Annotated in this window: 11 protein-coding genes, 1 other RNA gene and 5 pseudogenes; 7 read left to right on the top strand and 10 right to left on the bottom strand. The window is 62.6% G+C overall.

Going from position 1 to position 21925, the window contains the following annotated elements:
* Window positions 1-351 precede the first annotated feature (351 nt).
* Window positions 352-2877, bottom strand: coding sequence for an excinuclease ABC subunit UvrA (locus KWO_RS06035; protein WP_017112648.1), 2526 nt, complete (start codon window positions 2875-2877; stop codon window positions 352-354).
* 251 nt (window positions 2878-3128) lie between these two features.
* The gene (locus KWO_RS06030) at window positions 3129-3767 is read right to left on the bottom strand and encodes an HD domain-containing protein (RefSeq protein WP_010363150.1); all 639 of its coding nucleotides are present in this window, start codon (window positions 3765-3767) and stop codon (window positions 3129-3131) included.
* A gap of 146 nt (window positions 3768-3913) precedes the next feature.
* On the opposite strand from KWO_RS06030, the pseudogene KWO_RS06025 reads away from it, so the two are divergent.
* A pseudogene (locus tag KWO_RS06025) lies at window positions 3914-4490 on the top strand (EAL domain-containing protein).
* Between the two features lie 187 nt (window positions 4491-4677).
* Here the strand turns inward: KWO_RS06025 and KWO_RS06020 are convergent.
* From KWO_RS06020 to KWO_RS22465, 5 genes and pseudogenes are all read right to left on the bottom strand, one after another.
* Window positions 4678-4984 (bottom strand): annotated as a pseudogene (locus KWO_RS06020) (UBP-type zinc finger domain-containing protein).
* Window positions 4981-6690 (bottom strand): FAD-dependent oxidoreductase, encoded by a 1710-nt coding sequence (locus KWO_RS06015; protein WP_010375726.1) that lies wholly within the window; start codon window positions 6688-6690, stop codon window positions 4981-4983. Before KWO_RS06015 ends, KWO_RS06020 begins: the two are co-directional and overlap by 4 nt.
* A gap of 272 nt (window positions 6691-6962) precedes the next feature.
* A complete protein-coding gene (locus tag KWO_RS06010) occupies window positions 6963-7943 on the bottom strand; it encodes an IS5 family transposase (RefSeq protein WP_017114881.1) in 981 nt (326 codons plus the stop codon).
* 112 nt (window positions 7944-8055) lie between these two features.
* A complete protein-coding gene (locus KWO_RS06000) occupies window positions 8056-8685 on the bottom strand; it encodes an alpha-ketoglutarate-dependent dioxygenase AlkB (protein ID WP_010378599.1) in 630 nt (209 codons plus the stop codon).
* A gap of 31 nt (window positions 8686-8716) precedes the next feature.
* Window positions 8717-8899 (bottom strand): hypothetical protein, encoded by a 183-nt coding sequence (locus KWO_RS22465; protein ID WP_026113099.1) that lies wholly within the window; start codon window positions 8897-8899, stop codon window positions 8717-8719.
* Between KWO_RS22465 and KWO_RS05995 the strand changes: the two genes are divergently transcribed.
* From KWO_RS05995 to KWO_RS05965, 6 genes and pseudogenes are all read left to right on the top strand, one after another.
* The gene (locus KWO_RS05995; protein ID WP_017112676.1) at window positions 8847-9827 is read left to right on the top strand and encodes an SDR family oxidoreductase; all 981 of its coding nucleotides are present in this window, start codon (window positions 8847-8849) and stop codon (window positions 9825-9827) included. The genes KWO_RS22465 and KWO_RS05995 overlap by 53 nt on opposite strands.
* Before the next feature lie 243 nt (window positions 9828-10070).
* Window positions 10071-12431, top strand: a pseudogene (locus KWO_RS05990) (GH92 family glycosyl hydrolase).
* 646 nt (window positions 12432-13077) lie between these two features.
* Window positions 13078-14058, top strand: a pseudogene (locus tag KWO_RS05980) (IS5 family transposase); the annotation flags it as partial.
* Between the two features lie 587 nt (window positions 14059-14645).
* A non-coding RNA gene (locus KWO_RS05975) (sX9 sRNA) lies at window positions 14646-14721 on the top strand.
* 70 nt (window positions 14722-14791) lie between these two features.
* Window positions 14792-15775 (top strand): IS5 family transposase, encoded by a 984-nt coding sequence (locus KWO_RS05970; RefSeq protein ID WP_017113471.1) that lies wholly within the window; start codon window positions 14792-14794, stop codon window positions 15773-15775.
* Between the two features lie 117 nt (window positions 15776-15892).
* Window positions 15893-16617, top strand: a pseudogene (locus KWO_RS05965) (IS5 family transposase); the annotation flags it as partial.
* 14 nt (window positions 16618-16631) lie between these two features.
* Here the strand turns inward: KWO_RS05965 and KWO_RS05960 are convergent.
* The 3 genes from KWO_RS05960 to KWO_RS05945 form a co-directional block, all read right to left on the bottom strand.
* A protein-coding gene (locus KWO_RS05960) for an IS3 family transposase (protein ID WP_100243780.1) occupies window positions 16632-17734 on the bottom strand; the annotation gives its coding sequence in 2 pieces (ribosomal slippage) (window positions 16632-17476 and window positions 17476-17734; 1104 coding nt in all).
* Window positions 17735-18450: 716 nt separating this feature from the next.
* Entirely contained in the window at window positions 18451-19449 is a 999-nt protein-coding gene (locus KWO_RS05950) for a nucleoside hydrolase (protein WP_010379005.1), read from the bottom strand.
* Between the two features lie 75 nt (window positions 19450-19524).
* Window positions 19525-21741, bottom strand: a complete 2217-nt coding sequence (locus tag KWO_RS05945; protein ID WP_010368428.1) for a TonB-dependent receptor — start codon at window positions 21739-21741, stop codon at window positions 19525-19527.
* Window positions 21742-21925 lie beyond the last annotated feature (184 nt).

Genomic DNA, 21925 nt, shown 5'->3' with positions numbered 1-21925 from the left:
TGACGGATGAGCAGCTCAGGCTAAACGTCAGGTCTGACGGACGCGGGCGCTCACACGTGCGTCGACAGACCTATGGCGCGCATGAAAATCCATGGAGTGCGGAGATTGAATACAATCGCCGCCGCCCTGAGCGTGACGCTGTTGCAATGCCGTCATTAAGCGCATTTCTTAGTTCCTCCGAGCAGAGATGGCAGGTTGGCGCGCGTCGGCCCTTCAACGCGCCGCAACTCCATGAACAATGTAAGTGGAACTGCGCTGCGTGCAAAACTTCGGATGCGAAACGCTGCGCGAGATGGCGAAACATGGCATCGTTTGAGTTCGACCTTGTCCGTAAGCTGTGATCAGCATCGCCTAAACGACCAGCGCTGCAAGAAATGCGGCGGTCCGGCTCTTGCCATGTTGCGCCACCTGCGCTGGCGCGCCTGAAACAACCACACGACCGCCGGCGCCACCTGCGCCCGGCCCCATATCCAGCACCCAATCGCTGCTGGCGGCCACGCGCATATCGTGTTCGACCACGATCACGGTATTGCCTGCGTCGACCAGCCCTTGCAGCTGGGTCATCAAGGTGTCCACATCGGCCGGATGCAGGCCGGTGGTCGGTTCGTCCAGCACGTAGACGGTGTCACGCCGCTGTGCGCGTTGCAGCTCGGTGGCAAGCTTGATGCGTTGCGCTTCACCACCGGACAGTTCGGTGGCCGGCTGCCCAAGGCGCAGATAGCCCAGCCCCACTTCGCGTAACACCTGCAGCGGACGCAGCACGCTGGCGTCGTCGGCGAAGAACGCGGCCGCTTGCTCTACCGTCATTTCCAGCACCTGCGCGATGTTTTTGCCGCGTAATTCGATCTCCAGGGTCTTGGCGTTATAGCGCGCGCCGTGGCAGGTGGGGCACGGCGCGTAGACGCTGGGCATGAACAGCAATTCCACATACACCGAGCCTTCGCCTTCGCAGGTGGCGCAGCGACCCTTGGCCACGTTGAAGGAGAATTGCCCCGGGTCGTAGCGACGCCGGCGGGCGGCGGGCGTGGCGGCAAACAACTTGCGCACCGGGTCGAACAAGCCGGTGTACGTGGCCAGATTGGAGCGCGGCGTGCGGCCAATGGGTTTTTGATCCACACGCACCAGCCGGCGCACCTGATCCAACCCGGCAACAATCGCGCCACCCAACGGCACCTGCGTGCCGCGCTCAAGCGGATCCAGTGCTTCGTCTTCTTCTGCCTGCGCTTGCCCCAGATGGGCAGCTAGCAGTTCCACCAGTGCCTGGCTCACCAACGACGATTTGCCGGAACCGGACACACCAGTGACGGTAGTGAACACGCCCAGCGGCAGATCCATATCAAGCGCGCGCACGTTGTTGCGGGTGATGGCGCGCAGCTGCAGCCAACCGCTCGCTGGGCGCGCATGGCTGTGCACCCGCGGCGGCGTGCCGAACAGATAGCGTCGCGTGGAAGAAGCCTGCACCTGCTCCAGCCCCGCAGGCGGGCCGCTATACAGCACCTGCCCGCCATGCACGCCGGCCGCTGGGCCCACATCCACAATCCAGTCTGCGTGGCGGATGACGTCCACCTCGTGTTCGACCACGAAGACCGAATTGCCGGCTGCCTTGAGTTGATCCAATGCGCCCAGCAGCGCCTGTGCATCGGCGGGATGCAACCCTGCCGATGGTTCGTCCATCACGTACACCACGCCAAACAATTGCGAGCGGATCTGCGTGGCAAGCCGCAACCGTTGCAACTCGCCCGGCGACAAGGTGGGCGTGCTGCGCTCCAGGCTGAGATAGCCCAGGCCCAGCGCCTGCACCACGGCGATACGCGCGCGCAGGTCCGCAGCGATGCGCTGCGCGGCAATCACTTGTTCCGGGTGTTCGGTCGCGCTCTCGCGCGTCCCTTTGGGTGGCTTGGCGTCGGCCGCGGGGCGCAGCAACTCGGCCACTTCATCCAAGGGCCGCCGCGAGAGCTCGCCGATATCCAGCCCGGCAAACGTCACCGACAAGGCCTCGCGGCGCAGGCGCTTGCCATCGCAATGCGGGCATTGCGTGCTGAGCAGGTACTGTGCCACGCGCTTTTTCATCTGCGCGCTTTGGGTGGTGGCAAAGGTGTGCAGCACATAGCGCCGCGCACTGGTGAAGGTGCCCATGTAGCTGGGCTCTTCCTTGCGTTTGAGGGCGCGCTTGACCTCGGCCAGGCTGTAACCGGCGTACACCGGCACCACCGGTTGTTCGTCGGTGAACAAAATCCAGTCGCGGGTTTTCTTCGGCAACGTGTGCCATGGCACGTCCACATCGTGACCCAGCGTGGTGAGGATGTCGCGCTGGTTCTGCCCGTGCCAGGCACCCGGCCAAGCGGCAACTGCACGGTCGCGAATGCTCAGGCTGCTATCGAGCACCATGGTGGCTTCGGTGGCGTCGTAGATGCGCCCCAAACCGTGGCAGGTGGGGCATGCACCTGCGGGCGTGTTTGGCGAAAAACCATCGGCATAGATGATGCCCTGCCCCGGCGGATACTGGCCCGCACGCGAATACAGCATGCGCAACGAGTTGGAGATGGTGGTAACGCTGCCCACCGACGAGCGCGCACTTGGCGCGCCGCGCGCCTGCTGCAAGGCCACCGCCGGCGGCAGGCCATCAATGGAGTCCACTTCCGGCACGCCCACCTGGTCGATCAGGCGCCGCGCATACGGCGAGATCGAGTCCAGATACCGACGCTGTGCCTCGGCAAAGATGGTGCCGAACGCCAACGACGATTTGCCCGAGCCGGAAACGCCGGTGAACACCACCAACGCATCACGCGGGATATCCACGTCCACATTCTTGAGGTTGTGCTCGCGCGCGCCGCGCACACGCACCAGGCCAGTGGAAGAGGACGTTGCCTTTGACATGACTATCGAAACCAGAGATCGACAAGGCATCAGCCTAGCGCGCGTGGCATGCAGCCGGTGTCAGCGCATGTGATCGACCGCAGACAACGCCCTGGGGCGCCATGCGCTACAGATGGCTTGGCGTGGCCAACCAGACATGGCGAGTAGTCTCTAGGACGGGCATGCACGGCACGGGGGAACCGCCGTGCACGCGTTTACATACCGATGCCCTCGCCTGCATGGAGGCGAGCGCAATCGTGTTGCTGACTGCTCTAGCCCAGCGCACGCGCAGGTGCCACTCGCGTGCCGACATCCGCCAGTGCCTGCATGCGTGTCACCACGCTACTGAACAGCCGCGCGGTGGCGGCATCGCGCGTGCGAAAAATCTCTTCCAGCGCGGCGTAATACCACAGCGTCCCCGCGCGCCCGGCGGTGAACACGTTGAAGATGTCCTGACCGACGGCAGGGTTTTCCAGGTCCTGCACGATGCTGCGCGCGTTATAGAGCTTGTCGCAGCCGGACACCAGCAAGGCGCGCTCGGGCGTCTTGCGCAGATGCTCAAGATAGGCCCGCTTGCGCTCACGCCAGTCGCGTTTGCGTGCGCGGGCGCTGTTGTCCACGTCGGCCTTGTCTTCGGCGGTGGCATCGGTGCATGCCATCACGATGTCGGCCACCGCATCGCCAAATTGCGCACGGATCGACACTTCATGCCCGCCGCCGCAGTCTTCCACCACGTCGTGCAGCAGGCCGGCGATCGCCTGTTCTTCATCGCCGCCGCATTCCAGCACCAGCGTCGAGACTCCCAACACATGGCTCAGATACGGCACCTGCGTGCCTTTACGCAGCTGCCCGGCGTGGGCGATGCGCGCGTAGTCCACGGCCAGGGCGTAACGTTCGGTGAGTGCGGTCATGGGGCGTCCGATGCGGGCAATGCACGTAGTATCGCCTCACCCGACTGCCGGCGGGTGAGGACTTGCGATGAGCAGGTCAGGCTCAATCGCACGCAATCGCGGCCGATTGGTCTAGGCTGGACCCACGCCGCTCGAGTGCCCATGCCATGACCATGCTTCCTGTTTGCAATGCCTGCCGCGACGGCCAGGACTTTCCTACCGCGATCACCATGGCCTTCCAGCCGATCGTGGACGTCTCTACCCGCAGCATTTACGCGGGCGAGGCGCTGGTGCGTGGCATCAACGGCGAGTCGGCCGGCAGCATTCTGGCCGCGGTGGATGAGCGCAACCGCTACGCCTTCGACCAGGCCTGCCGCATCAAGGCGATCGAATGCGCTGCGCAGATCGCGCTACCGACGCTGCTGTCGATCAACTTCATGCCCAACGCGGTCTATAACCCCGAGCACTGCCTGCGCGCCACCCTGTCGGCCACCGAGCAATCCGGATCTGCTCAAGCTGGACCTCGCCCTGATCCGTGGCATCGATACCGACCAAAGCCGCCAAGCCATCGTTCGCCACGTCACCCGCATGTGCGAAGAACTCGGCATCGCCGTCATTGCCGAAGGCATCGAATACCCAGACGAATACCGCACCCTGCGCGACATGGGGATCCATCTGCAGCAAGGTTATCTATTCGCCAGACCGCAGATCGGCGAGCTGCCGAAGGTGCATTGGCCGGAGTGAGCGCGCGCATGTGCGTGTGCACATGAACTACGCAAATTAGCGCACCAATCAGCAGGAGCAATTAGCAGTAACGGACACACAACGTCCGAACACAGCGACGATTGAACGCGCGGAAACCGCTCTCACGATTCCCCAATCCCGATTCCCAATTCCCAATTCCCAATTCCCAGCGGCGCATCAGCGCCGCTCACACATACCGCGGAATCGGCCCCCAGCTGCGGCGTCTGATCCGGCAGTTCCACTTCCACTTGGTCCACATAGCACCAGCCCCAGCCTTCCGGCGGGTCGTAGCCTTCGATGATGGGATGGCCGGTGGCATGGTGATGCGCGGTGGCGTGACGATTGGGCGAATCGTCGCAACAACCGACATGGCCACAACTGCGGCACAGACGCAGATGTACCCATTCGCTATCGATGGCCAGGCATTCTTCGCAGCCGCGCGCACTGGGCGTGACCGCGTTGATTTGATCGGTATGGCTGCAGTGTTGGCTCATGCGCTGGTCGACTCCTGAGTGGCGCTGGCAAGTTCGGACACCGGCACCGGATTGGCTTGATGTGCGAGGTATTGATGGATCTGCGCGACCACGGCGGCGCCCTCGCCCACCGCGGCCGCCACGCGCTTGACCGAGCCCGCACGCACATCGCCGATGGCGAACACGCCCGGGCGATTGGTTTCCAGCGGCAGACACGCCGGCACGCCGTCGCCGCGCGCAGTGCCGGTAATGACAAAGCCGCGCTTGTCGGTGTCCACGCACTGCTGCAGCCAGCCTGTATTGGGGTCTGCGCCGACGAACAGGAACAGGTGCCGCAACTCCACACGCTCGGTTGCACCGTCCTTGCGTGTGCGCAATACGGCCGCCTGCAGCCCGCGCTCGGGGTCGCCTTCGAGTGCGGACACTTCGGTGCCGGTGTGCAACTGCACATTGGGCAACGCGGCGATACGCTCGATCAGGTATTGCGACATGGACGCTTCCAGCCCGTCGCCGCGAATGATCAGGTGCAGTTGCTTGACCCGCGGAGCCAGGAACGCCACTGCCTGTCCTGCGGAATTACCGCCCCCCACCAATGCCACCACGCCGCCTTCGCACAAGCGCGCCTCCACTGGGGAGGCCCAGTACGAGACGCCGTGGCCTTCGAAACGTTCCAATCCTTCAATCTCCGGACGCCGGTAGCGCGCGCCGGAAGCGATCACCACGGTGCTGGCCAGCAATTGTTTGCCATCGGCAAGATCCAGCTTCAGCGCACCATCGTCGCGGCTGCATTCCAGCGTGGCCGCCTCGATCGGAATCGCCAATTCCGCGCCGAATTTCAGCGCCTGGTTGTATGCGCGCCCGGCCAGTGCCTGCCCGGAAATACCGGTGGGAAACCCAAGATAATTTTCGATCCGCGCCGACGCACCTGCCTGCCCGCCAATAGCGCGTTGATCCAGCACCAGCACCGACAAGCCTTCGGACGCGGCATACACCGCTGTCGCCAGACCCGCGGGGCCTGCGCCCACAATCGCCACGTCGTAGCGCTTGTCCGGGTCGATATCCGGGGTCATGCCCAGGCAATGCGCGGCCTCGGCATCGCTGGGCTGGCGCAGCACGCGACCGCTTGGGCACACCATCACTGGCAGATCATGCTCCTGGATGCCCAGGCGCTCGACCAGCGCGCGGCCCTCGTCATCGGAGACGTCCATCACCGTGTTGGGGTAGCCGTTACGCGTCAAAAAGCCTTGCAAACGCGTCAGATGCGGGTCGTCCGGTTCGCCGATCAAGACCGAGCCCGATGCATCGCCTTCGATCAATCCGACGCGACGCAGGATCAATGCGCGCATCACCACTTCGCCCACTTCGGCCGAACTGATCATCAGCGCGCGCAGATGTGCGGTATCGAACGGCAGCGCCAAGCACCCCTCTGGACCGGCGCGTCCTGCCGCCAGCGATGCGCGACCGGCCAGCTGACTCACCTCGCCGGTGAACTGGCCAGGCGTGTGCAAGGTGATCGGTTTTTCATTGCCCAGCCCGTCGCGGCGCACCACTTCGATGGCGCCTTCCAGCACCACCCACACCGGCGCGTGTGCATCGCCGACGTCGAACACGGTATCGCCCGCACCGAACCGTTGCGCCGGCCCGCTGGCAAAGCGCCGCGTGATCGCCAACTGGCCCGCGTCCAGCTCGGGAAACATCTGATGGTGGCGGGTTTGGTCCAGGGACATGGATGGGCGACGCAGTGGGGGATCACATGCAAGCATGGGCAGTGGTGATGGCAATGGCAATCACCCGAAATAGGCAATGCCTGTCACGACACAGCACAGACGCATGGCAAGCGTACGCGAGCGGCGGCGGCCACCAGTGAGACGCCTGCACACGCTAAGGAAGGTCTGAACAACGATGCCTGACAGGGCGGAAGGTGGCATGTTTCCGAAGAGTGGCGTTTGGAGCTTCGGATTTTTGCCATTTCTGGCGCTTTCCGGGGGAATTGCCCGGTTTACAGGCGCACGCTCCCCATAGCCGGCAGCAACTGCTTTCGCTTCATCCACAGGTTGGAGAGCGCAAACAAGGTCAGCACGTGTGCGGTGTTCTTGGCCAAGCCGCGATAGCGGACCTTGGTGTAGCCGAATTGACGTTTGATCACCCGGAATGGATGCTCCACCTTCGCGCGCACGCTGGCCTTGAAGTGCTCCCAACGCTGTTGCCGGGCACGCTCGCGGTTGTTGCCGATGCCTTGGATCGTCGAGGGCCTGGCGGCGATGAAGAATGCAGCTTCGCAGTCCTGCAGCTCTTCGCGTTTGTCTGCACCGGTGTCGCCGCTGTCGCCGAACACGCTGTCTTCTTTGCCATGCAGCAACGTGTGCATCACCGTGACATCGGCGACATTGGCCGCTGTGCAATGGACGTGGTGCACCAGCCCGGAAAACTCATCCACGCCGATGTGCGCCTTCATCCCGAAATACCACTGATTGCCTTTCTTGGTCTGATGCATTTCAGGGTCGCGTGCGTGATCGGCGTTCTTGGTCGAACTGGGTGCAGCGATCAGCGTCGCATCGACGATCGTGCCCGACCGCAGGCTCTGGCCCTTGCGCGCCAGATGCGCGTTGACCGCTTCCAGCATCCGCGCGGCAAGACCATGGGTCTCCAGCAGGCGCCGAAAATTGAGAATCGTGGTCGCGTCGGGAATGTCGTCCAACCCGCCGAGCTGGGCAAATCGCCGTAAGGTCGGAATCTCGTGCAGCGCTTCTTCCATTGCCGGATCGCTCAACGCATACCACTGCTGCAGCAGATGAATCCGCAACATCGTCGCCAGTGCGTACGGCTGCCGCCCGGGCCGCCCCGACACCGGATAGTGCGGCGCGATCAGCCCGAGCAGTTGCTGCCACGGAATCACCTGCTCCATCTCGGCCAGGAAGATCTCGCGCCGGGTCTGCTTGCGCTTGCCCAGGCCCTCAGCGTCACCGAACGTCAGTTGCATGGATCACTCCTCAACATGAGGCGGGTAGTGTCGCGTATCTGTGGTGAGTTGTTCAGAGGTTCCCTAACGCTCAGGATGAGGGCACCTGATCAATCGAACCCAAGCATGTGCATTACGTCTGCGCCGGCGTCCAATGCGGGCCATGCTGACCTGCGGCCATGCGCTCGGCCGGGCGCACACGAAACACCACGCTGATACGCTCACCCACTGCGCGCGTGGTTTTGGCAATGCCATGGGTGTGGGTGTGCTGCGAGGCATGGCTCATTGCCAGCAAGCTCCCCGGTGCAAGCTCCAGCGCACTCGTCCGCGTGCTCGCGTCATTGGCGCGCAGCTGCATCCGGCGCGGTGCACCCAGCGACAGCAGCGCAATTGGATATGGCGCCACCAAGGTGTGCAAGGCGTCGTGATGCATCGCCACGCTGTCGCGTCCATCGCGATACAGATTCAAGCCCACCGCGTTGTACGGCGCAGGGAGCACCGCCTGCACCGCGTCGAGCAAGCGCTGCAGCGGCAGACCCGCAGGCAACGCACCATCCAGGCGATACGACGCCAGCAGGCGCGGCACATCCACCACCCGGTTGTACATCTCGCGACGCTGGCTGCGCCAATCGGCGCCATCGCGCAGTGCCTCGAATGCGTCCTGCGCCAGCGCAGCCGGCAGCAGCTGCGGCCAATAGCGCACGCCACCTTCCATATCGTTTAGCACCTGCAGCGGTGCGATGGGAGCGTCGAACAAGTCCATCAACGCACTATGCGGGCGCAGGCAGGCGATTTCAGCACGACGCGTCCGTCACGCGCGGCGCCTGGCCGACCAGTTCAGCTTCACGCTGCGGTACGTAAAACGCCGCACCGTGTTCACGCACTGCAATCAAGCATGCCTGATCGTTTTTGTGGAGACATCGCATGCATCGCACCCCTCCCGCCCACGTGGTGATATCCGGCGCGTCCAGCGGCATTGGCCAAGCCACCGCTGAAGCGTTCGCCGCACAAGGCGCGCGCCTGGTGCTGGCTGCACGTGGCGAAGAGTCCCTCAACGCCGTTGCCGAACGCTGCCGTGCGCATGGCGCAGAGGTCTTGGTGGTGCCCACCGACGTCAAACATGCCGAACGGGTAAAAGCATTGGCCGCCAGCGCGCAGCGTTTTCTGGGGCGTATCGATCTATGGTTCGGCAATGTCGGCGTCGGTGCGGTGGGCAAATTCCACGAGGTGCCGATAGAAGCAAGCGCGGCAGTGATCCACGCCAACTTGCTCGGTCGCATGCACGACGCCCATGCCGTCATCCCCATCTTCATCGAACAAGGTCATGGCATCTTCGTCAACATGATCTCTTCGGGTGGCTTCGCCTCCACGCCGTTTGCGGCGGCATACGGAGCCAGCAAATTCGGCCAGCGCGGATTTTCCGAAGCGCTGCGCGCCGAATTGAGCGATTACCCGCGTATCCACGTGTGCGACGTCTACCCGTACTTCGTCGACACGCCCGGCCTGACCCATGGCGCCAACTATGTTGGCCGCCGCATCAGCGGGCCGCCACTGATACTGAACACGCGCACCGTCGCCACTGCCGTCGTGCGCCTGCTGGACCGCCCACGCAACACCGTGGTGCTGGGCGCGGCGGTGCATGTGATGCGCGCAGGCCATGCACTGGCGCCACATACACTGGCACGCGCCATGTACTACTTCTTCGCGCATTACTTTGCGCAGGCGCCCCGGGTGGCGCGTTCCAGCGGCAATGTCTTTGCAGCGCCGAGTATTGCCGGCGGTATCGACGGTGGCTACCGGCGGCGGCCGGCGTTACGCGCACGCTCTACACGCAACAAGGTGTTGATCGGTGCAGCCGCTGCGGCGGTGACGGGCTTGGCGGTGTTGGCCTTGCGACGCCGGTGAGTGCTGGGATCCGTGGCTGCGGTGGGCAGTGATGAAGCGGTGTTGTGAGCGATTACGAGATAGCGCAGCTGGGTGAAGAAAGCGGAGAGGCGTCAATGCGACATGCCTGAAGCCGAGTGTGTGTGCAACGGTGCATGCTGCCAGCGGACCCAAGCATGGCGGCGACATCATTCGCACGCTCATGTGTAGTGCAACCGTATAGCTGTGCTACGGTCCGGCGCTGCATCCGCTGGAGCATTCCGCATGTCGTCTCGGTTGATCGCCGCACCTCGGGTTCGTTGGCTGGCTGTGCTTGCCGCAGTCGTCGCATTTGCCGGCAACGCTGCGCCCGGTGCGCCTGCGGCCACGGCTGCCTTCGACGCAGTGGACCCGTTCATCGGTACCGGTGGCGAAGGCCATACCTATCCCGGTGCCACGGTACCGTTCGGCATGGTGCAACTGAGCCCGGACACGCAGATCAAACCCCGCAAAGAAGCCTATGGCTGGGCGGCCGGTTATCGGCATAGCGACACCACCATCGTCGGGTTTTCGCACACCCATTTTTCCGGCTCCGGGCATTCTGATCTGGGTGACATCTTGCTGATGCCGCAAGCCGGGCAGGTCAAGCTGGAACGAGGCGATGCCAGCAAACCCGGCAGCGGCTATACCGCGCAGTTCGATCATGCCAGCGAACAGGCCCAGCCTGGCTACTACGCGGTGACCTTGAAAGACCGCAATATCCGCGCCGAACTTACCGCCAGCGCGCGCGTGGGCGTGCATCGCTATCAGTTCCCGAAAGGCAAACCGGCGCATGTGCTGGTCGACCTGCGCACCAGCCTGTACGACTACCCCGGCAAAGTGCAGTGGTCGCGGCTGCGTGTGCGCAGCGATGGCACCGTCACCGGCTTTCGCGAAACACGTGGCTGGGCACCCGGCCGGCAGCTGTATTTCGCCATGCGCTTCTCACGCCCGCTCACTGCCACGCAACTCCACGACACCGAGCAAGACATTCCGTACAAGGGCTTTCCACCGCCCGGCGAGAAGAATCCTGCACAGCGTGCGCAGATCGAAGGCCGGCAACTGGTCGGCGTGTTCGATGTCGCCAACGACGGCACGCCGCTGGTGGTGAAGGTGGCGCTCTCACCGGTCAGCGAAGAGGGTGCCATCGCCAATCTCGATGCCGAAGTGCCCGGCTTCAATTTTAATCGTGTACGGGCCGATGCACGCGCGCAATGGACGCAGGCGCTGTCGGCGATCGACGCACAAGGCACGCCGCAACAACGCACCCAGCTCTACACCGCGCTGTATCACACCTTGCTTGGGCCAACACTGTTCATGGACAGCGACGGCCGCTACCGCGGGCCGGACAATGCCGTGCATCAAACAAACGGCTGGACCAACTACTCCACCTTCTCGTTGTGGGATACCTACCGCGCATTGCATCCGCTGCTCACCCTGGTGCAGCCGCCGCAACGCAGCAGCGATGTGGTCAATTCGCTGCTGGCGTCGCGTCGCGAAAGCGCCTACGGCATCTTGCCGGTGTGGGCATTCCACGGCCTGGAAACCTGGTGAATGATCGGTTATCACGCGGTCCCGGTAATTGCCGACGCTTACATGAAAGGCATCGGCGGCTTCAATGCGGATGAAGCCTTGCAGGCCATGGTCGCCAGCGCCAACTACGGCCCATACGACGGCATCGCGCAATACCGCGAGCTGGGCTATGTACCCATCGACGAAGAAGGCGAAGCCGCATCCAAGACGCTGGAATACGCCTTCGACGACTGGACCATCGCGCGCATGGCCGACAAGCTCGGCAAGCCCGACATCGCCGCCGAATTCACCAAGCGTGCCGGCAACTGGAAGCATGCCTTCGACCCGGCCACGGGCTATATGCGCGCACGCACCCGCGCCGGCAATTTCCGCGAGCCGTTCGACCCGTCTGCCAGTGGCTACGGCAGCGACTATACCGAAGGCAACGCTTGGCAGTACTCGTGGTACGTGCCCCAGGACGTGGCCGGGCTGGCCGCAGCACATGGCGGGGACGACAAACTGCTTGCCCGGCTGGATGAAGTGTTCGATGCCAAGGTGGACCCAAAGGTCTTCGAGCATATGGAAGACATCACCGGCCTGATCGGCTGGTACGCGCACGGCAACGAACCCAGCCACCACGTCGCCTATCTGTACGCATATGCCGGGCAACCGTGGCGCACGCAGGCGCGCTTGACGCAGATCATGCGCAGCCAATATCACGCTGGACCGGAAGGCTTGGCCGGCAACGACGACCTCGGCCAGATGTCGGCCTGGTATGTGTTCACCACACTGGGCTTCTACCCGGTGGCGCCCGGCAGCAATCAATACATCATCGGCCGCCCGTTCCTGCCACGCGCCACGCTCAACCTGCCCAATGGCAAGCGTTTTGCGGTGATTGCCGAGGGCGTGAGCGATGCACGCAGCTACATCGGTAGCGCTACGCTCAATGGCAAACCACTCACCCGCGCTTACGTCACACACGAAGAAATACAGGCCGGTGGTGAACTACGATTCCGTATGCAGGCGACAACGAATCAGCAGTGGGCCACCGACCCGGCGCAGCGGCCGTATTCGATGTCGGCGCAGGTGCGCTGATCAAAAGCAGTTAGCAAAAGGTAGCGGGCCAGTGGTTTGTGGACATCCAACGCCCGAAGGAGCCGGAGCGTACGCGCGGCACTAGAAGACATGCCGCCGCGGCTTAGAGCGGATAAAAATCGTCCTCAAGGCTTGTCAATTGTAGAGCGGCTGATCGGGGGCTTGGCTGCAGCGCCATGTCCGCCCACCATCGCAGGACACGCTGCAAGTACGTCCTTTTAAGCTCCGTGGCGGCATCCATGCCACCACGGGTCCCGGGACGATGGGCGGGCGAGGACCAGTCGAGTTGGTCGGCGTGCAGAGCTTTCAATACATCAACCAGCAATCAGCGCGAAGCGATGTACTCGCTCTTCAACAAACCACCAGCCAACTGTCTGGTGCGGTGCCATCACCGGGTGCGGGACCGTTGGCGGCATGGATGCCGCCATCAAGGCCCATGAATGGGTTTACGGCGTGTCCCGCGAGCGGTGAGGCCACCGCGCCTCGACCACAAGGCTTCTATTTGCGTCCAAGAAGATGCGGCGAATAAAAAACCACTGCGCTCATAGGTCAGACGCTCGCCAGGTGCTGTTAGCCGCTTTAGGGAAACTCTGAACAACTCCCCTTGATCCTGCGACAATCACACAGACGCAACGGGACAACGACGATGCAAGTGACCTTCGGCGATGCGGAGTACAACGGCAAGCGCAAGCAGACGCGGCGTGAGATGTTCTTTGCCGAGATGGACCAGGTCGTGCCGTGGAAGGGTCTGCTGGCACTGATCGAACCGCACTACCCGAAGTCGGGGCAGCCGGGGCGACAGCCGTATCGGCTGGAGACGATGCTGCGCATCCACTTTTTGCAGCAGTGGTACGCACTGAGCGATCCATCGGCGGAAGAAGCACTGTACGACGCGATGTCGATGCGCCGCTTCGCGAAGATCGGCGGGCTGGATGAGGTGCCGGATGAAACGACGATTCTCAACTTCCGGCATTTGCTGGAGCGGCATGATTTGGCGCGCAAGCTGTTCAACCGGGTCAACGCGCACCTGTCGCGTAAAGGGCAGAGCTTGCGCGGCGGGACGATCGTGGATGCCACGATCATTGCGGCGCCAAGTTCGACCAAGAACAAGGACGGCGAGCGCGATCCGGACATGCACCAGACCAAGAAGGGCAACCAGTACTTCTTCGGGATGAAGGCGCACATTGGGGTGGACGATGAGTCGGGCCTGGTGCACCACGTGGAATGCACGGCGGCCAACGCAGCGGACATCACGCAGGCGCATAAGCTGCTGCACGGCAAGGAAGACACGGTGAGCGGCGACAGCGGCTACACCGGGCTGGACAAGCGCGAGGAGATGAAGGGCAAGCGCACGCTGCGCTACCTGATCGCGGAGAAGCCCTCGAAGCTGAAGCAGATCAGGAACAAGCGCGAACTGAAGTTGGCCAAGCGCTGGGAGCACACCAAAGCCAGCCTGCGTGCGAAGGTGGAACACCCGTTTCGGGTGATCAAGCGTCAGTTTGGTTACGTCAAGGTGCGCTATCGCGGTTTGGCGAAGAACACCGCACAGGTGCTGACGCTGTTTGCACTGTCGAATCTGTGGCTGACGCGCAAAGCGTTAATGCCTGCTGCGGGGAAGCTGTGCCTGTCATCCGGGCAACACCCCGCAAACGTGCCGAAAGCGGCAACAAATCAGCGATTTGAGCGCCCTCAGCGCGGCGGATGCGGTTTGCTTCGTTTTCCGGTCGCGTTGATCAGACCATCCCTAGAAGCGCTAGAAGAGTGGGTGAATTCAATCACCAAGTGTATTGAGCAAATGATTAGTGACAGCGCCAGAATTCATGCGCAAAATTTGCAGCGCGTTGTTAGCTTTGAGCGCACAGACCATTATTTCCGCGATCCATTCATTAAAAATGAACTTCAAGAAATTCTAACGACTGCACAGCGATTAATCAAAGATGACACGCGATTTAGTCGTCGCGAGCAAAGCCACGCACGCGCACGCGCGCGAGCAGCTGAAACACGAATTGATTTAGAGCATGAGCAAGATCACGATAAAAAACCGTCTGCTTTTCGTATCCAACAAAATCGGGATTGGAAGAAAAGACGCGAAAAGCGTGAGCAAGAAAAAGAGCGGTTGAAGCAAGAAGAACGACGGGCAAAGCGAAAGCTAAGAGCAGCTAACAAAACGACTGCGCAGCCGCCAGGCGGGCGCGGCCGGTGCTCGGAATCCTCATGTACCACTCGTACACTCCGGTTCCTGTGCGCCGCCCGCACCCACCTGACGACTGCTCGCTACGTTTTGTTAGCCGCTCTAGGGAAACTCTGAACAACTCCCCTTGATCCTGCGACAATCACACAGACGCAACGGGACAACGACGATGCAACTGACCTTCGGCGATGCGGAGTACAACGGCAAGCGCAAGCGGACGCGGCGTGAGGTGTTCTTGGCCGAGATGGACCAGGTCGTGCCGTGGAAGGATCTGCTGGCACTGATCGAACCGCACTACCCGAAGTCGGGGCAGCCGGGGCGACAGCCGTATCGGCTGGAGACGATGCTGCGCATCCACTTTTTGCAGCAGTGGTACGCACTGAGCGATCCATCGGCGGAAGAAGCACTGTACGACACGGTGTCGATGCGCCGTTTTGCGAAGATCGGCGGGCTGGATGAGGTGCCGGATGAAACGACGATTCTCAACTTCCGGCATTTGCTGGAGCGGCATGATTTGGCGCGCAAGCTGTTCAACCGGGTCAACGCGCACCTGTCGCGTAAAGGGCAGAGTCTGCGGGGCGGGACGATCGTGGATGCCACGATCATTGCGGCGCCAAGTTCGACCAAGAACAAGGATGGCGAGCGCGATCCGGACATGCACCAGACCAAGAAGGGCAACCAGTACTTCTTCGGGATGAAGGCGCACATCGGGGTGGACGATGAGTCGGGCCTGGTGCACCACGTGGAATGCACGGCGGCCAACGCAGCGGACATCACGCAGGCGCACAAGCTGCTGCACGGCAAGGAAGACACTGTGAGCGGCGACAGCGGCTACACCGGGCTGGACAAGCGCGATGAGATGAAGGGCAAGCGCACGCTGCGCTACCTGATCGCGGAGAAGCCCTCGAAGCTGAAGCAGATCAAGAATAAGCGCGAACTGAAGTTGGCCAAGCGCTGGGAGCACACCAAAGCCAGCCTGCGTGCGAAGGTGGAACACCCGTTTCGGGTGATCAAGCGTCAGTTTGGTTACGTCAAGGTGCGCTATCGCGGTTTGGCGAAGAACACCGCACAGGTGCTGACGCTGTTTGCACTATCGAATCTGTGGCTGACGCGCAAAGCGTTAATGCCTGCTGCGGGGAAGCTGTGCCTGTAATCCAGGCAACACCCCGCAAACGTGCCGAAACCGGCAAAAAATCGGCGATTTGAGCGCCCTCAGCGCGGCGGATGCGGTTGCTTCGTTTTCCGGTCGCGTTGATCAGACCATCCCTAGGTCGTGCCGTGGAAGGACCTGCTGGCGCTGATCGAGCCGCACTACCCGACGTCGGGGCAGCCGTGGCGCCAGCCGTATCGGTTGGAAACGATGCTGCGCATCCACTTTTTGCAGCAGTGGTATGCGCTGAGCGATCCATCGGCGGAAGAAGCGCTGTACGACACGGTGTCGATACGCCGTTTCGCAAAGATCGGTGGTCTGGACGAGGTGCCGGATGAGACGACGATTCTCGATTTCCGCCACTTGCTGGAGCGACATGACTTAGCGCGCAAGCTGTTCAATCGGGTCAGCGCGCACCTGTCGCGCAAGGGGCAAAGCTTGCGCGGCGTGACGATCATGGACGCCACGATCATCGCTGCGCCCAGCTCGGCCAAGCACAAGGAGGGCGAGCGCGATCCGGACATGCACCAGACCAATAAGGGAACAAGTACTCCTTCGGGATGGAGGCGCACATTGGGGTGGACGATGACTCCGGGCTGGTGCACCACGTCGCATGCACGGCGGCCAACGTGGCCGATGTGACGCAATCGCACAAGCTGCTGCACGGCAAGGAAGACACGGTGTGCGGGGACAGCGGCTACAACGGGCTTGAGAAGCGCGAGGAGATCAAGCGCAAGCGCAAGCTGCGCTACCTGATCGCGGAGAAGCCCTCGAAGCTGAAGCAGATCAAGAACAAGCGCGAACTGATGTTGGCCAAGCACTGGGAGCGACGTCCCCCCGCCCTGAGTAGCGGCCGCGTTTAGAGTCCGGGGTTGATGATATCGGTGTTTGCCAGATGTTGGGCATAAGCGGACGGCGTCATGCCGCCAATTGCGTTCTTGGGTCGGTCCTCGTTGTATTCGCGTCGCCAGCGTTCGATCTCATTGCGTGCATGCAGCAGCGTTGGGAACCAGTGTTCGTTGAGGCATTCGTCGCGCAGCCGGCCGTTGAACGATTCGACGTAGGCGTTCTGGTTTGGTTTGCCCGGCTGGATGAGCCGTAGCTGCACACCCCGGTCATGCGCCCAGGCAACCATCGCTTTGCCGCAAAACTCCTTGCCGTTGTCGGTGCGGATCACCTGCGGCAGGCCGCGACTGTGTGCCAACCGATCCAGCACGCGCGCAACGCCGTGCCCGGAGATCGCGCGTTCCACCTCGATGGCGACCGCTTCGTGCGTTGCGTCGTCCACGATCACCAGACACTTGATCACTCGGCCGTCGGCGGAGCGGTCGAACACGAAGTCCATCGACCACACCTGGTTGGCCTGCGCTGGCCGCAGCAGCGGCTGACGCTCGCCAACCGGTACCTTCTTGCGCTTGCGGTGCCGCACTTGTAGCTGCTGCTCGCGATACAACCGCTCCACGCGCTTGTAGTTCACCAGGCGTCCTTCCTGTCGCAGCTTGAGATAGATCATCCCCACGCCGTAGCGGCGATGGCGATGCGCCAACGCAAGAATGCGCTCGCGCAGTTCGCCATTGCGGTCTTGGCGTGGGCAATAGCGCAGCGCGCTGGCGCTCATGCCAATCGCCGCCAAGGCACGACGCTCGCTAGCACCACGCCCGATCCACTCGCGCACCAGCGCACGACGCGCCGGTGCGCTCACCACTTTTTTCGCAACGCATCCTTGATCAGGTCATTCTCGAACAACTGCTCGGCCAGCAACCTCTTTAGCCGCGCGTTCTCGGCCTCAAGGTCCTTGAGCCGCTTGGCGTCGGGCACGCTCATGCCGCCGAACTTGCTGCGCCACAGATAGTACGAGGCCTCACTGAAGCCATGCCGCCGGCATAAGTCCTTGATCGCTATGCCCGCTTCGGCTTCGCGCAGGAAGCCGATGATCTGCTCTTCGGAAAAACGCTTCTTCACGTCCAATCTCCTTGGGGTAGGGAATTGGACTCCAAACTGAGGTGCTACTCAAAATTGGGGGGACGTCGCATTCGTGCTACTCGCAATGTGAGAACGCAATTATAGCGACGCCGCGCATGTCGCTGATGGCAGCAGTGCGGCGACTTGAGCACTTGCCGATAGGCGGTGAGCGTGCGCTGCCGGGCGAGCGTTGCGTTTGTAGCGGTGCGCCCGACTGTAGTGAGCGCAGTGATGTGTTAGCCGCACTTGGAGCGACTGCAGAACCACGTCATGCCGCCTAGTGCAGACAGCTGGACTGCAACTGGCTGCAGGCCCTCGCCTGCCCACCATCGCAGGACACGCTGCAAGCACGTCCTTGTAAGCTCCTTGGCGGCATCCATGCCGCCAAGGGGCGCGCGACGGTAAGCGGGCAAGGACCAGTCCATTTCATCGGTGTGCGGAGTTTTCAATAAAGCAGCTACCGGCGGTCCAGCGCCGAGTTTTCGCTCTTCAATCAAAGTCACCCACCAACTGTCTGGCGCGGTGTCCTCACTGATTGCGGGACCGTTGGCGGCATGGATGCGCCATCGAGCTTCCAAGGATGGATTCACGGCGTGTCCCGCAAGCGGTGAGGGCATCGCGCACGCTACCAACCAGGCTTTTGACTACAGCTGAAAAGATACCGCGAAAAAACTGCACCGCAATCCGCTGCACTCACCAAGTTTTATTCGCCGCTCTCAGTGCAACTCCAACAACGCACGCATGTACATCTCGATCAGTGCCGGCTTGTCTGCGCGCAAACAGGCCTGCACATTCGGCGTGCCAGCACCTTCGCGGGTATAGCCCTGCGCATCCACGTCCAGATGCAGCGGCGTGGTCGGGCACAGCGCCGGGCGTAGCAACCAGGCCACCGGCACAACATCGAACAACGTGGGCGTGGCACTGGCCCAGGGCTGGTCGGTGTTGCGCCACTGGTAGTACAACTGCGTCAGCGCATCGGTCAGCCCGTCGCCGTGGGCAAACAAGGCCACGCGCTCGGGCTCTTCCAGCGTGATCTGCGTGGCGTCCAGTGGCAACAACACGATCGGCACGCCGGCCGCAAACACGCGCTGCGCTGCCGGCACGTCGGCCAGGATGTTGTACTCCGGCGCCGGCGCACTGGCCGGACGATACGCAGACTTGCCGTAGCCCACCCGCACCGACCCGCCCATCGCCACCACACGCTTGAGCTTGGCAAAACCGGCCGGGTCGCGTTGTTGCGCCAGCGCGGCATCGGTCATTGGCCCCAGCACCAGCAAGGTCACCTCGCCCGGATGCTGCCGCGCCTGCTGCAGGATCATCGCGGCCGCATCCGGCAGCGCGGCCGGCACCTGTCCCTTGGCCGCCCAGCGCGCCTGGCTGAAGGCAATGCTGCTGATCGTGTGCGCCCCCACCGCCAGCGGGATCTCGCTGCGTCCGGCCTGCTGCAATAACCGCTGCAGCAATTGCGCACGCAACGTGGTGTCACCCCACGCCGAGGCAATACCCAGCACCTGCAACTGCGGGCTACGCAGCAGCAACCCCAACGCAAACGCATCGTCGATGTCGTCGCCGATGTCGGTGGACACCACCATCTTCTCAGTCAGCACCGATGCAGGTGTGGATTGCACGGCCGCTACAGGCTGATGCGCCCAAGCGGCCGTCGTCATGCACCACATCGCCACCAGTCCCCACGCGTGTTGCCAGGTCCGCTGCATCTCCACGCTCCTGCTGCCAAAAAAAACCGCCGGCATGATAGCCGGCGGTTGGATGTTGCGACACGACTGCGCCGATCAGAAGTTGGCGCGGAACTGCGCACCCACGATGCGCGGGTCGTTGATGAAGCCGGTGAGGTTGTTGAAGTCGATCGCACCGGTCACGCGGATCTGGTTGGTGCAGTTGCGGCAGAACACCGACAACTCGTACGCACCTGCGCCCCAGTTGTAGCCGATCTTGGCGCCACCTTCGACCAGCGGCTGGCCGGTGAATTCTTTGGAGTCATACAGGAAGAAGTTCACTTCGCTGCGGTAGGACCAGTCGGTGTAGAAAAACAACTCGCCGTCGTTCCCCATCGGAATGCCGTAACGCAAGGTCGCATTGGCCATCCATTTGGCGGCCTGGGGCAGGTCGTTGCCATCGATGATGGCGTTGCCGGCGGCATTGAGCGGGTCGGTCACGGTACAGGTGCGGCACACGCCCACCGACAGGGTCGGGTCGTCGATGCGGGTCCAGTTGTAGGCGCCACCAGCGGTGACGCGCAGGTTCTGGGTGAGCAAGGCTTCGAAATCGAACTCGGCGCCGCGCGCCTTGGTCTTGTCGGCGTTGAGCAGGCGCACGTCGTTGGACGTACCGCCCACTGCGGTGAGCTGCTGGTTCTTTACCCGGAAATCGTAGACGTCGAAGCTCAGGCGCGCGCGGTTGTCGAACAGATCCGACTTGATGCCGACCTCGAACGAATCCACCGTTTCCGGCTCGGCCACGGTCAGCGGCGCGGTGCCCGACGGCACACCGAAGCTGGCGCCACGGAAACCGCGTGCCGCACGTGCGTACACGTTGACGTCGTCGTTGATGGAGAAGGTTGCCGCCAGATCGCCGGTGACCTTGGAATTATCGGTCTCGCCGCTGGACGGTTCGACCAGGGTGACGCGATCCAGCGCCAGCACGTCGAAGGTCTTCTTGTCGTAGGTATAGCGGATGCCGGCCCGCAGGTTCAAACGGTCGGTGGCCGCGTAGTTCAACGAACCAAACGCCGCCCACGAGGTGTTGCGCTGGCGGGTCAGCTGGTAGCTGGCCAGATCGCCGCCGCTGAGGGTGTTGTAGGTGTAGTTTTCGCCTTCCACATCGTCGTGGAAGTAGTACAAGCCGGCCTGCCAGTTGAGCGGGCCTTCGTACTGCGATTCCGCACGTACTTCCTGGCTGTACTGGTCCAGGCTCTTGATGCCGCCGGCGGTTTCCACCGGGAACGGAATCACGCCGGGGCCCGACGGCGGTGCGAACACTGCGCCGAAGCCACCGTCGATATCACCACGGCTGTAGTACTTGCCGATACCTTCGTAGGCAGTGATCGAGTGCAGCGCGATATCGCCAAGATCCCAGGTCAGGTTGGCGCTGCCGCCGTAGGTCTGCAGTTCCTGGCGGTTGGCACCGTCGATGAAGGATTTTTCCGAATCGAAACCATCCACCAGCTGGTTGGTGCCCGGCTGGATGATGTTGGCGCGGAACAGCCGCGCGGTGCCGTCGAGGTGACGCGCATGCGCGTTGAACAACGCGCTGAAATCGTCGCTGGCCTGGTACAGCAGCTGCAGACGCACGGCCGAATCGGTATAGCCTTCCAGATCGCGGCCGTCGCGGTTTTCCACCCAATCGTCGCGGCGCTGGCCCAAGGTGGACAGACGCGCTGCCCAATGGTCGCCCATCGCGATGCTCAGGCCGCTTTCCAGGGTCATGGTGCCGTAGGTGCCGTACGACAGGCTGGCGTAGCCGTCATTGGCGCCGATGGTCGGCTTGACCGAGTTGAACTTGACCACGCCGGCCGGCGTATTGCGGCCGAACAAGGTGCCCTGCGGGCCGCGCAGCACTTCCAGGCCTTCCAGATCGAAGATCGGGAAGCCCTTCAAGAACGCGTTTTCCTGCACCACGTCGTCATAGATCAACGACACCGGCTGCGAGGCGTAGGTGTTGAAGTCGGTGTTGCCGTAGCCGCGGATGTACACGCGCGGGAACACACGACCGTTGGACGACTCGATGTTGAGGCTGGGCGCCTTGCCGGCCAGCACGCGGATGTCCGAGCCGCTAGTGGAGATGGCATCCAGAAATTCCGGGCGCAGCACCGACGCGGAAACCGGCACGTCCTTGGAGTCTTCCGAACGGCGCTCGACCGTGACCTTGACCGCATCCAGACGCACGACACCATCGTCACTGGGCGCCTGCTGGGCGGCGGCAGAAAGCGGAAGAAGGGAAACGACGGCAACGGCGAGCGCGCTGATCTTGAGCGACCGGCTGGCGGACATGGGGAGAACTCCGGATTCTGATGGCGGGGCGGCCCGGCCTGCGTGCCGCGGTGCAACAGAATTAACATGATTTACACAACTATAGCAAAGCGCGTGCGAAAAAGTTTTCGCAATTCGAAAGGGCGTTCGAATTAATGCAACGCGCTCGTTCGAATTGTGCAATGGCGCAGGAGGAGCCTCAGTT

Source organism: Xanthomonas vasicola pv. musacearum NCPPB 4379 (genome assembly GCF_000277895.2).
GTDB lineage: Bacteria > Pseudomonadota > Gammaproteobacteria > Xanthomonadales > Xanthomonadaceae > Xanthomonas > Xanthomonas vasicola.
This window is presented reverse-complemented; position numbering and strand designations above follow the sequence as displayed.